Source organism: Amycolatopsis sp. NPDC005003 (assembly GCF_053600695.1).
This window is the reverse complement of record NZ_JBSGAI010000009.1, coordinates 168,954-181,759: the sequence shown is the minus strand read 5'-3', so window position 1 is coordinate 181,759 and position 12,806 is coordinate 168,954. Positions and strand designations below refer to the sequence as shown.

Annotated in this window: 12 protein-coding genes; 5 read left to right on the top strand and 7 right to left on the bottom strand. The window is 74.6% G+C overall.

Annotated features, from left to right (window positions below):
* The first annotated feature begins 21 nt into the window (after positions 1-21).
* From ACWED2_RS13605 to ACWED2_RS13585, 5 genes are read left to right on the top strand one after another with little or no spacing between them, the layout of a single operon-like run.
* Positions 22-1,026, top strand: coding sequence for an asparagine synthetase A (locus ACWED2_RS13605; RefSeq protein WP_449690762.1), 1,005 nt, complete (start codon positions 22-24; stop codon positions 1,024-1,026).
* Complete coding sequence (locus ACWED2_RS13600; protein ID WP_449690761.1) at positions 1,023-2,315, top strand: glutamate synthase-related protein; 1,293 nt, start codon at positions 1,023-1,025, stop codon at positions 2,313-2,315. The genes ACWED2_RS13605 and ACWED2_RS13600 overlap by 4 nt, the downstream gene beginning before the upstream one ends.
* Entirely contained in the window at positions 2,312-3,928 is a 1,617-nt protein-coding gene (locus ACWED2_RS13595; protein WP_449690760.1) for an amino acid adenylation domain-containing protein, read from the top strand. The genes ACWED2_RS13600 and ACWED2_RS13595 overlap by 4 nt, the downstream gene beginning before the upstream one ends.
* Before the next feature lie 49 nt (positions 3,929-3,977).
* Positions 3,978-4,361 carry a nuclear transport factor 2 family protein gene (locus tag ACWED2_RS13590; RefSeq protein WP_449690759.1) on the top strand — a complete coding sequence of 128 codons (384 nt, stop codon included), beginning with the start codon at positions 3,978-3,980 and terminating at the stop codon, positions 4,359-4,361.
* 38 nt (positions 4,362-4,399) lie between these two features.
* A complete protein-coding gene (locus tag ACWED2_RS13585; protein WP_449690758.1) occupies positions 4,400-5,506 on the top strand; it encodes a branched-chain amino acid aminotransferase in 1,107 nt (368 codons plus the stop codon).
* Positions 5,507-5,519: 13 nt separating this feature from the next.
* Here ACWED2_RS13585 and ACWED2_RS13580 read toward each other — a convergent pair whose 3' ends face one another.
* Genes ACWED2_RS13580 through ACWED2_RS13550 form a run of 7 tightly spaced genes read right to left on the bottom strand, consistent with a single transcriptional unit; the run spans position 5,520 to position 12,802 of the window.
* On the bottom strand, positions 5,520-6,740 hold the full coding sequence (locus ACWED2_RS13580) for a helix-turn-helix domain-containing protein (RefSeq protein WP_449690757.1): 1,221 nt from the start codon (positions 6,738-6,740) through the stop codon (positions 5,520-5,522).
* A 37-nt stretch (positions 6,741-6,777) separates the two neighbouring features.
* Positions 6,778-7,839, bottom strand: coding sequence for a GntG family PLP-dependent aldolase (locus tag ACWED2_RS13575; RefSeq protein WP_449690756.1), 1,062 nt, complete (start codon positions 7,837-7,839; stop codon positions 6,778-6,780).
* Positions 7,840-7,877: 38 nt separating this feature from the next.
* The gene (locus ACWED2_RS13570; protein WP_449690755.1) at positions 7,878-9,140 is read right to left on the bottom strand and encodes an ATP-grasp domain-containing protein; all 1,263 of its coding nucleotides are present in this window, start codon (positions 9,138-9,140) and stop codon (positions 7,878-7,880) included.
* Positions 9,137-10,672 carry an argininosuccinate lyase gene (locus ACWED2_RS13565; RefSeq protein WP_449690754.1) on the bottom strand — a complete coding sequence of 512 codons (1,536 nt, stop codon included), beginning with the start codon at positions 10,670-10,672 and terminating at the stop codon, positions 9,137-9,139. Before ACWED2_RS13565 ends, ACWED2_RS13570 begins: the two co-directional genes overlap by 4 nt.
* Complete coding sequence (locus tag ACWED2_RS13560; RefSeq protein WP_449690753.1) at positions 10,669-11,718, bottom strand: PLP-dependent cysteine synthase family protein; 1,050 nt, start codon at positions 11,716-11,718, stop codon at positions 10,669-10,671. Before ACWED2_RS13560 ends, ACWED2_RS13565 begins: the two co-directional genes overlap by 4 nt.
* Complete coding sequence (locus ACWED2_RS13555; RefSeq protein WP_449690752.1) at positions 11,718-12,497, bottom strand: thioesterase II family protein; 780 nt, start codon at positions 12,495-12,497, stop codon at positions 11,718-11,720. The genes ACWED2_RS13560 and ACWED2_RS13555 overlap by 1 nt, the downstream gene beginning before the upstream one ends.
* Positions 12,498-12,508: 11 nt before the next feature.
* Entirely contained in the window at positions 12,509-12,802 is a 294-nt protein-coding gene (locus ACWED2_RS13550; protein ID WP_449690751.1) for an acyl carrier protein, read from the bottom strand.
* Between the last annotated feature and the right edge of the window lie 4 nt (positions 12,803-12,806).

The window sequence follows — 12,806 nt, the reverse complement described above, 5'->3', positions numbered from 1 at the left end:
GCACCACCGAGGGAGCCAAGGATGACCAGCAACCACCGCGCCGCGGAACCCGCCACGCCCAGGAGCCCACGCGAGCACCTGTCGTCCCCGGTCACCCGCTCGGTGCTCCGGATCCAGCACCGGCTGTTGACCGCGGTCCGCGAGTTCCTGTCCGCACGGGGCTTCACCGAACTGCTGCTGCCGGTCATCGGGCCGGTCACCGACCCGGGCGCGCGCGGCGCCAAGCAGGTCGACATCGACTTCTACGGTCACCGCTACAAGCTGATGACCAGCGCCATCCTGTACAAGCAGGCCGCGCTCACCACCTTCGAGAAGATCTTCTGCATCGCGCCCAATGTGCGGCTCGAACCCGTGGAGACCGCGGCCACCGACCGGCACCTCGTCGAGTTCCACCAGATCGACGTCGAGGTGGCGGGCGCGAGCCGGGACGAGATCACCCTGCTGGTCGAGGACCTCGTCCGGTCGGCCATCCGGGCCGTGACCGCCGCGCTGCCCGGCGACTTCGACCGGCTCGGCCGCGACACCGGCGCCTTCACCGGCCTGCTCACCGGCGCGTTCGACCGGCGCACCCACGCGTGCGCGGTCGCCGATCTGCGCGACCTCGGGCACGACCAGAACCCGGACGGCGAACTCGACTGGGCCGGCGAAGCCCTGCTGTCGCGCAAGGCGAGCAAGCCCTTCTTCGTCACCGACTACCCCAAGGGCTCGCGGGGCTTCTACGACCGGGAGAACCCGGAGGACCCCGGCCGGCTGCGCAACTTCGACCTGATCGCGCCCGAGGGGTACGGCGAGCTGTGCAGCGGCAGCGAGCGCGAGCACGACTACGCCACGATCGTGACCCGGATGCGGGAGACCGGCGAGAACCCGGCCAAGTACGCCTGGTACCTGCGGATGGTGCGGGACGGCATCCCGCCGAGCGCCGGCTTCGGCATCGGGCTCGAACGGCTCACGAGGTACCTCGGCGGTCTCGCCTCGATCCGGGAGGCCAGCGCCTTTCCCAAGGTGGCGGGGACGGTGTCGCCGTGAGCGGCCTGCGCGCACCGGGCTTCCCCGTGGAACCGATCCGCGACCGCGCCCGGTCCGGTACCGCCGAAGCCTTCCCGGACCTCGCCTCCTACGGGCGGGTGCTCTTCGGCGCCGACCGCACCGGCGACCGCCGCACCCCCGACGCGATCGACGCCCTGCGGCTCGTGCCGCCGGTGTTCGTGCCACAGCGGCTCGAGAAGCTCGTCGAACTGGGCCGGGAGCCGGTGTACCGCGACGTCGGGCTGGAGACCACGCTCGGCGGGTTCACCTCGCCGCTGCCGCTGTACCTGTCCGCGCTCGGGTCGACCGAAGCGGCCAGCGTCGACCTCGGCGTCGCCGCCGCCCGCCAGGCGGGCCGGCTGGGCATCCCGATGGTGATCGGCGAGAACATGGTGCCCGTCAAGGGGTACGGCCGGCTCGAGGACGACGCCGGGCAGTCGCTGCTCGCCCGGCTCGGGGCCTACGCCGAGGAGCTGCCGGACACCTCCGGCGGCCTGGTCGTGCAGCAGAGCACCGAGGACGCCGACGCCGAGGTGTGGAACCTGGTCTACAGCGACCCGAACGTCCGGCCGCTGCTCGAATCCGGACGGCTGGCGTTCGAGCTGAAGATCGGCCAGGGAGCGAAGCCGGGGCTCGGCGGGATGACCGTGCTCGAAGGCGACGCCGCGGCACGGCTGGCCGGCGTGTTCGCCACCGACCCGGTGTTCGGCTGCGACGGCACGGTGCTGCGCAGCAGCAGTCCCGGCACGTTCACCGTCGAGATCCTGCGCCAGCAGATCAGGCTGATGCGCAACAACTACCCCCGGGCGCGGGTGTGGGTGAAGCTGCCCCCGGCACGGGACGTCCGGGACGCGGCCGGGTGCGCGTGGGACTCGGGAGCCGACGCGGTCACCGTCGACGGCGCCGAGGCGGGCACCGGCTGGGCACCCACGTCCTTCCTGCACCACGTCGGACTGCCCCTGGCCGAATGCCTGCGCCGGATCGGCCCGCACGCGTCCTGCCTGCTGGTGTCCGGCCGGATGTGGGAGGGCGTCCGGGTGGCCAAGTGCCTGGCGCTCGGCGCGAACGCGGCCGGGCTCGGCCGGGCCGCGCTGATCGCGGTGGACGAGGACCCGGACCACGGCCTCGTGCGGCTGGTCCGCTGCCTGGCGCTGGAGCTGCAGCTGTTGACCAGCGCCCTCGGCAAGTACCACACCGCCGAGCTGACCCCCGACGACGTCTGGGCGCCGGAGCCGGCCGCGTTCCGGGTCGCCGAGCCGGCCCCGGCCGAGCCGTGGACCGTGTCGTGACCCCGCCCACCGGCACCGCGGGTGCTGCGCCTGAGCCGGCCGCCGGGCAGCGACGCCCCGCGCGCGACACCGGCCGGCCCTGCCCACCGATCACCGTCTGCGGCCTGTTCGCCGCACGAGCCGCCATGCAGCCGGGCGCAACCGCGTTGGTCTTCCAGGACCAGCGGCTCACCTACGGCGAGCTGGACGCGCGCGCGAACCGGCTGGCGAACCACCTCGTGCGGTGGCTGCCCTGCGCCGGTCAGCTGGTCGGCATCTGCCTGGAGCGCGGCCCGGAGCTGGTCGTGGCGCTGCTGGCGGTGCTGAAGGCCGACGGTGCCTACACCATGCTGGACCCGGACTTCCCCGCCCGGCGGCTGGGCCAGGTGCTCACCGCCGCCGGCAGCACCCTGGTGATCACCAGCAGCTCGCTGACCGGGCTGGTGCGCGGTACCGGCGCCCGGCTGCTCGTGCTGGACCAGCAGGCGGCCGCGATCGCCGCCGGCCCGCCCGTGGAGCCGCGGGCCGCGGCCGGCGGTGAGGACCTGGCCTGCGTGATGTTCACCTCCGGCTCGACCGGCCGGGCCAAGGGCGTGGCGTCGCCGCACCGGGCGATCGTCGCCACCCTGGCCAACCAGTCCTATGTGGACTTCTCGGAACGGGAAGTGGTGCTGCAGTGCTCACCGGTCTCCTGGGACGCCTTCGTCCTCGAGCTGTTCGGCGCGCTGCTGTTCGGGGGGACGTGCGTGCTGCAGCCGGGCCGGCGCCCGGATCCCCCGGCGATCAACGAGCTGGTCCGGACGCACCGGGTGAGCACCCTGCACCTTTCGGCGAGCCTGCTCAACTTCATGCTGGACGCCTACCCCGGCACGTTCACCGGGGTGCGGCAGCTGATGACCGGTGGCGAGCCGGCGTCCGTGGCGCACGTCGCCAAGGTGTTGCGCGAGTACCCCGGCATCCGGCTGGTCAACGGGTACTCCCCGGTGGAGAACATGATCTTCACGCTGTGCCACACCGTCACCGAGGACGATCTGGCCGCGGCGTCGATCCCCGTCGGCAGGCCGATCGCCAACAAGGGCATCCGCGTCCTGGACGAAGGGATGGACCCGGTGCCGGACGGCGTGACCGGCGAGCTGTACATGACCGGCGCCGGCCTCGCCCACGGCTACCTGAACGAGCCCGGCCTGACCGCGCACCGGTTCCTGCCCGATCCCTTCGGCGCACCCGGCGACCGGATGTACCGGACCGGTGACCTGGTGCGCCGGCGGGCCGACGGGGTCGTGGAGTTCCTCGGCCGGGCCGACGACCAGGTCAAGATCCGCGGCTTCCGGATCGAGCCGGGCGAGGTGGAGACCGCCATCGGCAGGCACCCGGCGGTGCGCAGGGTCGCGGTGATCGCCAGGGAAGACCGGCCGGGCGACAAACGGCTGGTCGCCTACGTCGTGCCGGTGGACGGCGCCAAGATCACCACCGGCGAGCTGCGGCGGTACCTCCAGGGGTCGCTGCCCGACCACCTGGTGCCCACCGCGTTCGTCCCGCTGGAGACGCTGCCGCTCACCGCGAACGGGAAGCTCGACCGCGCGGCACTGCCCGCGCCCGTCCGCCCCGCCCGGCCTCGCCGCCCGCGGACCTGACCTCCGCCGAATCAGCCGCCCGTCAGCCGAAACCACCGAGGAGGCAAGCGTGTCCCCGAGCGAGGCACCGACCCGGCAAGCCGCTGTGCTCGCCATGACCCGGCACTTCTACGACTGCGTGGACGCCGCGGACGCGGCCGGCGCGGCCGCGCTGTTCGCCGCGAACGCGACCTACCACCGTCCCGGCTACGACCCCTATGCCGGCCCGGAGGGGATCCTCCGGTTCTACACCCGCGACCGGGCGATCCGATCGGGCCGGCACGTCCTGACCACGGTGCTCGCCGTCGGCGGCGACGTCGCGGTGCGCGGCGAGTTCCACGGCGTCGGCCGCGACGGGCGCCCGGTCGACCTGCGGTTCGCCGACTTCTTCGAGGTCGGCCCGGACCACCTGTTCACCCGGCGCGACACCTTCTTCTTCGCCCCACTGACGTGACCTCCACCCAGCCGACCACGAACCGGGGAGCCCCCACCATGGCACGAGTACTCGAAGAACGGGCCGCCGCGCCCGCGCCGGCCGACCGGCCGGGACACGGCGGCGCGTTCACCGACCACATGTACACCATGAGCTGGACGGCCGGACGCGGCTGGCACGCCCCGCGGCTGCGGCGGCTGGCGAACCTCTCCGTCCACCCCGGCACCCTCGGGTTGCACTACGGCCAGGTGATCTTCGAAGGCCTGAAGGCGTTCCGCCAGCCCGGCGGCCACCTGGCGATGTTCCGGCCACGGCTCAACGCCCTGCGGTTCCAGCGTTCGGCGCGCCGCCTCGCGATGCCCGAACTGCCGGCCGAGGACTTCCTGCTGGCGCTGGAGGAGGTCGTGGCCGCCGATCACGCCGCGCTGTCGGACGATCCCGAACACAGCCTGTACCTGCGTCCGCTCATGTACGGCAGCGAGGCGAACCTGATGCTGCGCCCAGCCGAGGAGTACGAATTCCTGGTGCTCGCCTTCGTCGCCGGTGGCTTCTTCGGCGACCCGGTGGCGCCCGTCTCGGTGTTCGTCAGCCACGACCACAGCCGGGCGCTGCCCGGCGGCACCGGCGACGTGAAGTGCGCCGCGAACTACGGGCCGTCCTTCGTGGCCCAACGGGCCGCCGCCGCGGCCGGCTGCCGGCAGGTGGTGTGGCTGGACTCGGTGGAGCACCGCTGGATCGAGGAAATGGGTGGGATGAACCTGTTCTTCGTCCGCGGCACCGGCTCGTCGGCCGAGGTGGTCACGTCCCCGCTGACCGGCACGCTGCTGCCGGGCGTCACCCGGGATTCGCTGCTGGTGCTCGCCGCCCGGCACGGCTACCGGGTGACCGAGGAGCGGGTCTCGGTGGACCAGTGGCGGACCGAGTGCGCCGCCGGGCTGGTCACCGAGACGTTCGCCTGCGGCACGGCGGCGGTGCTCACGCCCGTCGGCCGGGTGGTGGACCAGGGCCGGGATTCCTGGACGGTCGGCGACGGGACGATGGGGCCGGTGACCGCCCACCTTCGGACGGCCCTCACCGACGTCCAGCGCGGCCGGTCGGCCGATCCGGACGGCTGGCTGCACCCCGTCCCGCCGGCCACCCGCCGCACGGTTTCCGCGGGCAGCTGAGCGGCCGGCCCGGCTACACGGACAGCGGCTCGGGACGACCGGCCACACAGGACCGGACGAGGTTCAGCACCTCGAACTCCGTCCCGCCGGGACGGTCGCCGCCGCGCACCAGCCCGCGCAGCACCAGGTTGTGCACCACGGCGGTGGTTTCGGCCGGTTCACCGCCGGTCAGCGCCGCCACCTCCTCGACCGACCACGCCGACCGCAGCGGCAGCAGCCGGACCAGCAGCTGCCGCTCCCGGGCACCGAGGGCGGCCAGGCTCCGGTGCACGGCCGCGGTCAGTTCGGGGACCTCCATCACCGTCGGCCGGGGCCGGGTGATCGGGTCCTGCGCGAGCTGGGCACACACCTGCTGCGGCGACCACAGCGCGCACCAGATCCCGGCCACCTCCACGGCCCGCGGGTGGCCGTCACACCGGCGGCAGATCTCGGCGATCGCCCGGACGTTGCCGTCACCGAGCCGGAACGCCGGGTTGAGCGCCCGGATGTGGCGCAGCAGCAGCCGCACCGACGGCGACCGGCCCACGGCCACCAGGTCGCCGGAGCGCGCCGCCTCGGGCACCGGCAGCGGCGGCAACGGCGCCACCCGCTCCTCCCCCTGGTCCAGCGGTGCGTCGGAGGTCACCAGCAGCCGCAGGCGCGGGGAGCGGCGGAGCAGCTCCGGGATCGGCAGGTCCGGTGCGGGCACCGCGATCCCGTCCAGGACGAGCAGGACGTCCCGGTCGCCGGCCAGCTCCGCCGTCCGCAGCAGTTCGGCCCCGGGCACCGGGCCGCGGTCGCACCGCTTCCACAGCACGTGCAGCCCGGACTCGGCCACCCGGCCGGCCACCTCGATCGCCAGCCGGGTCTTGCCGACCCCGGCGATCCCCGTCACCGTCACCACCCGGTGCCGGTCCACCAGCACCAGGTCGGCCAGCACCCGCACCTGCTCCTCCCGGCCGAGCAAGGCGTTCATCGCGGCCGGCGGGTCAGTGCAGTGCAGCTCGGCCGCCAGCGCCCGGACGGCGGCGTCCCCGGCCCCGGCGGCCGCCTCGAACGCCGCCCGCCGGCTCCCCCGCAGCTCCAGGCCGTCGGCGAGCAGCCGCACGGTGTTCGGCCGCGGCCGCTGGGCCCGGCCCTGCTCCAGATCACGGATCGCCCGCACGCTCAGCGTGGACAGATCCGCGAGCTGGAGCTGGGTCAGCGCGGAGAGCTTCCGGTGCTCGCGCAGCAACCGGCCGAAGTCTTCGGTCACGGAGACTCCCCACGCACTCCGGGACGCCGGGACGCGCTCACGACGCCGCCTTCCGGTGCTCGCGCACGATTCCGGCGACCACGGCCACCGCCCGCCCGACGTCGCCGGCCTCGACCCCCCGGTGCGTCACCGCGCGCAGCGTGCCGCGGCCGAGTTCGGCGAGCCGGACGCCGTCCCGGGCCGCGAGGTCGATCAGTCCCTGGTGCGTGATCCCCGGGCCGGCCACGCGGAACCGGACCATGTTGGTCCGCACGGCCACCCGGTCCACCTCGACCCCCGGGATGCCGGCCAGGCCGTCGGCGAGCACCCGGGCGTGCTCGTGGTCTTCGGCCAGCCGGTCCACCATGGTGTCCAGCGCCACGATCCCGGCCGCCGCGATCACCCCCGCCTGCCGCATGCCGCCGCCGAGCATCTTGCGCACCCGGCGCACCCGGCCGATCAGCTCGGCCGAGCCGGTGACCACCGAACCGACCGGCGCCGACAGGCCTTTCGACAGGCAGAACTGCACCGAGCCGGCACCCGCGGCGAGTTCGGCCACGCCGACACCCAACGCCACGGCGGCGTTGAAGATCCGCGCACCGTCCACGTGCACGACGAGGCCGTGGCGCCGGCCGAACGCCCGGACCGGAGCCAGGTCGGCGGGACCGAGCGGCACGCCGCCGGCGCGGTTGGCGGTGTTCTCCACGCACACCACCGACGGGCGGGAGAACTGCGGGTCGGCGGGGTCCTCCGGCAGGGCGCCCTCCAGCGCCTCCTCGCACGGCAGCCCACGGTCGTCGGTCGCGACCGGCTCGAGGGCGACTCCGCCGCACACCGACACCCCGTGCGCCTCGTAGACGTGGATGTCCGAGTCCGCTCCGGTGAGCACCCGGCTCCCGCGCGGAGCGTGCGCCATGAGCGTGGCGAGGTTGGCCATCGTCCCGCTCGGCATCAGGCAGGCCGCCGCCATGCCGAGCACGCCCGCCGCCTTCTCCTCCAGTTCGCGGACGGTGGGGTCCTCGCCGTAGACGTCGTCGCCGAGGGGTGCCCGGGCCATCGCACCCAGCATCGCCTCGGTCGGCAGGGTGAACGTGTCGCTGCGCAGCTCGACGATCCGCACGGTCCCTCCTCTGTCTGTTGTGGACGTTGTGGCACCGGTCATCGCGCCGGGGCACCGGCCCGCTCGTCCGCGTAGCCGATCCGGATCTCCGCGAGCGCACGGCCGGCGAGGGCGGCAGCCGCCTCCGGCGACGACGCGACCGCGATCACGTGCCCCTTCCGATCCTCGAAGGAGTGCTCGAACGCGATGACCGCGCCGGGGGCCAGCGGGCAGTGCGCCTCGACGACCCCGGGCACGGCTCTGGCCCGCGCCAGCCCGGCCACGCCGGCCACCAGGCCCCGGCGCGGGGGCACGAGGAAGCGGATCGAGGCGAACCGCCCGGCGGGCGGGGAACCCGGCACGGGCAGGGCGACGGCGCCCGCGACCACCTCGTCGACCAGGTCCCGGCCGGTCGCGTGCCGGACCAGCCGCGGGATCAGGCCACCGGCCAGGCGGGGGTTGATCTCGATGACGGTCGGTTCGCCACCCGGTGGGACCCGCAGCTCGACGTGCGCGGGGCCCACCGAGTGGCCCACCGCCTGGACGGCTCGCGCGGCCACCTCGTGCAGCGCCACGATCTCGCCGGCCGGCAGCGGCGCCGGGTGGTCGTGGCCGGTCTCCACGAAGTACGGCGGCTCGCCGACGTGCTTGCGGGTGACGCCGGCCGGCTTGCCGTCGAGGATCTCCACCGAGAACTCCGGGCCGGGCACCTCGCGTTCCACGAGCAGCCGCGCGGCGGGGAACGAGCGCCCGTCGGTCAGGATCCGGGTGGCCCACCAGCGCGCCGCACCCGGGTTGGCACACCGGCGCACGCCCGCCGAACCGGAGCCGGACACGGGCTTGACCACCACCGGTCCACCCAGCCGGTGGGCCGCGTGCTCGGCCGCCGCCGCGGTGTCGCAGGCGACGAAGTCCGGAACCGGCACTCCCGCCGCGCGCAGGCACCGCCGCTGCGCCGCCTTGTCCCGGCACCGTTCGATGGCCGCGGGATCCTGCGCGGGCAGGCCGAGCCGGGCGGCGACCCGCGCGGCGGCCGGGACGAAGTACTCGCTGCTGCTGAGGATCCCGGCCGGCCCGGGCGGGTCCAGTGCCCGGCAGGCCGCCTCGACCTCCGCCAGGTCGCCGGTGTCCACCACCCGGACCGGGAGGCCGAGCTCGGCGACGTAGGGGTAGCGGCGCGGATCGCGGGTCAGCAGCACCGGCCGCAGCCCGCGGCGCACGGCCGCCTCGGCGAAGTCCCGGCCGGTACCGGTGGTGTTGCTCTCCACCAGCACGAGCCACGGCCGGCCGGCTGCGGACGTTTCGATCGACGGCTCGGTCACGGGCGGCCTCCGTTCCCCGGGCACCGGGCCCGCCCGTCGATCAGGGCGGCGACCGCCCGCGCCCGGCGCCGCCCAGCCGTGCGGCGCCGCCGCTCTTCGGCCGTCAGCTGCCGCACCTGGACCCGCCACCGGCGGGCCAGCCGGGCGTGGGCGAGGGCGAACGACCGGGGTCCCGGTCCGCCGCCGAAGTCCGTGGCCCGGGCCACGGCGGCCGGGTCGAGGTCGGCCGGTTCCAGCCGCACCTCGGCGCCGAGCGAGGCGCCGAGGCGGGTGGCCAGCTCACCGGCCGGTACCGCGGCGAAGGAGGTGACGCCTTCGCCGATCAGCTCGGTCACCAGCCTGCCGGTCGCGGTGTGCGCCGAGCGGAACGGAACGCCCTGGGCCACCAGGCGGTTCGCGATCGCGGTCGCCACCGTGAACCCGTGGTGCGCCCCGGCGAGCATGCGGTCCGGCCGCGGCCGGGCGCCGGCCAGCACCGAGATCGACAACTGCACCTGGTCCCCCAAACTGTCCAGCGCCGCCCAGCCGGGCGCCACGCCCTCGGTGCTCACCTCGACCGAATTGCCGAACGGGGTGTTCTTCGTCGTGGCGGCCGCCGCGGTCCACGCCCCGATCAGCCCGCCCGAGGCGCCCTTGACGACTTCGAGCAGGAACGGGTTCCGCTTCTGCGGCATGGCCGAGCTGATGCCGACGAGGTGGTCCGGGAATTCGACGAGGTCGAACTCCGGTGTGCTCCACAGCTGCAGGTCGGTGGCCAGCCGGGAGAGGGTCAGCCCGGCCAGCACGGCGGCGGAGAGGATCCGGAGCAGGGTGTCCCGCGAGGCGATCGCGAATCCGGCGTGGCGGACCGGCTCGGTGAACCCGAGCAGGTCCGCTGTGCGGGCCGGGTCGAGCCGCACGTCGGTCCCCGCGCCGCCGGCCGCGCCGAGCGGGCACTCCCGGAGCCCGTCCGCGGCCCGCACGAGGCCGTCGATGTCGTGGTCGAGCGCCTCGGCGATGCCGAGCAGGTACCAGCCGTAGCTGCCCGGCACCGACGGCTGGAACTGGCTGTAGACCGGCATCACGGTGTCGCGGTGCCGCCGGGCCCGGCCGAGTGCCACGGCCTGCAGGCGCAGCAGCTCGCGGACGAGGCCCGCGACCACCGCACGCAGGCGCAGCTGGTGGACGGTGGCCTTCAGGTCGTTGCGGGACCGGCCGGTGTGCAGCACGCCACCGATCTCGGGGCCGAGCCGCTCGATCAGATGGCTTTCGTAGAGCAGGTACAGCCCCCGTGGCGCGCGGCGGCCACGCAGCTCGGCGAAGTCGCCGGCGCGCAGGAACTGGATCTCCTTCAGCAACTCGGCCGCCGCGGCCGTCCCGATGAGTTCCCGCTCCGCGAGCATGACGACGTGCGCCTGGTCGACCGCGGTGATGCGGTCCAGCTCCGCCGCCATCGCGGGACCGGTGTCCGCGCCGAACACGATGCCGGCCGCACGGGCGCAGAGCGTCGAGGCCGACCGGCCCTGGCGCAGGGCGCCGGGTCCGGCGGTCACCGGACGACCTCGGCGAGCGCCACGGCGTCGCCCACTTCGGCCAGCGAACGACGCCGCCACGCGAACCGGCACCACCCGTCGACCGCGTCCCGCGGGGCGGCCACCTCGGCCGGGCCGTCGGGCCGGCCGCCGAGCTCCAGCCCGTTGGCCGCCAGCCACCCGTCGTCGTAGACGGTGTCGTGGTAGCGGTGCCCCTCGTCCGGCAGCACGACGACGGTCAGCAGGTCCGGGTGCCGCCGGGCCCACCAGGAACCGACCAGGTAGGCCGCGCCCGCGGTGGGGCCCATGAACAGCGCGTGCCGGCGGTGCAGCTCCCGGGTCGCGGCGTAGACGTCGGCCGCGCCGAGCCAGTGCACCTCGTCGAACTGCGTGTGGTCGAGGTTGGCCGGCATCAGGCTGTTGCCGAGCCCGCGCAGTACCCGGGGCCCGTCGTCCTGGCCGAACAGCACGCTGTGGTTCGTGTCGATGCCGATCGACACCAAATCGGGGCTGCCCTGGCGCAGGTACCGCGTGGTACCGCACATCGAGCCGCCGGACCCGACCGGGCCGACCAGGCAGTCGACCTGGCCGAGGGTGTCGGAGAGCAGCTCGGCGATCAGGGCGTAGGCGGCGGGGTTGGCCGGGTTGGAGTACTGCTCGGGGCAGAACGTGGCGCCGAGCCGCTCGCGGATCTCGGCGACCCGCCGCAGCCGGGTCGTCTGGAAGCCGCCGTGCGCGGCCCGCTCCCGGACGATGTCGACCCTCGCGCCGAGATCCGTCAGCTGCCGGTGCAGCCGGGCGTCGATCACCGGGTCGCCGACCAGCACCAGCGGCTGGCCGTGCAGCGCGCACTGCATGGCCAGTGCCAGCCCGAACGTGCCCGAGGTGGTCTCGACCACCGTGGTGCCCGGGTCCAGCAGGCCACCGGCCCGCGCCTGCCGGAGGATGTGCCGCGCCGGCACCATCTTCATCAGCCGGTAGGCGAGCGCGTAGAGGTTCCCGGTCAGCCGGACCAGTGCCGGGATCCGCTGGGCCTCGACCACATCGGCGAACGCGGCGGCGCTCATCAGGACGACCCGGTCGTGACGGGCAGGCGCTTCGGTGGATCGGCCAGCGCGGCGCGCACGGCCGCGTGCACCGAGGGGGCGTCCTCGAACAGGTAGCCGTGGCCGCCCGCCAGCACCCGCAGCCGGAATCCCGCGCTGGTCCGCTCCGCCCACGCGGCCAGTTCCCCGGCGCCGGCTTCCGGGTCGTCCGCACCGCCGAAGACGCTGAGCGGAACGGGCAGCGGCGTGCGCGCAGTGTCCTGATAGGACTGGCAAAGGGCCAGATCGGCGCGCAGCACCGGCAGCACCAGGTCCATCAGCTCGGGCAGGTCCAGCACCTCCGGCGGGGTCCCGGCCCGGTCGGCCAGGTAGTCGCGCAGGTCGTCGTCGGACATTTCGGCGGCCGGCCGGTCCCACCGGCGCCGGGCGACGAGCTGGGGTGCGCGGTGCGCGGAGACGATCAGGTGCCCGGGCGGTCGTCCGGCCGCGCACAGCCGGTGCGTCAGGTCGTGGGCGAGGATCGCGCCCATGCTGTGCCCGAACACGGCGAACCGGTCGCCGGCCCGGTCGAGCACCGGCGCGACGAGCCGGTCGGCCAGCTCCGCGGCGGAACCGGCCGGCTGTTCGCCGAGCCGGTTTTCCCGGCCGGGCAGCTGCACCGGCACCACTTCGACGTCCGGGCCGAACGCACCGATCCAGGTGCGGTACCCGGACGCCCCGCCACCGGCGGGTGGCAGGCAGAACAGCCGCAGCGGGCGGGGCGGCGCGGCCGGCGGGTAGGGGAACCACGGTGTGGGCATGGCCGCTGCTCCTACGCTTTCGCGGTGAGGTCGGTCTTCGCGGTGGGGTCGGCCCCGGCGCGGTGGCCGGTGACGAACCGGTCGATCCGCGTGATCGAGGCGAAGTTGGCGATGTCGAGGTCGTCGCCGACCACGGCGATGCCGAAGGTGCGCTCCACGAACATCACGATCTGCACCGCGAACAGCGAACTCACGTGTCCCAAGGCGAACAGGTCGTCTTCGTCGCGCAGTTCGATCCCGCCGGGTTCGAGCGCCCGGAGGCGTCCGACGACGAAGTCCCGGATGGTCGCCAGCTGGTCGGTCATGTCG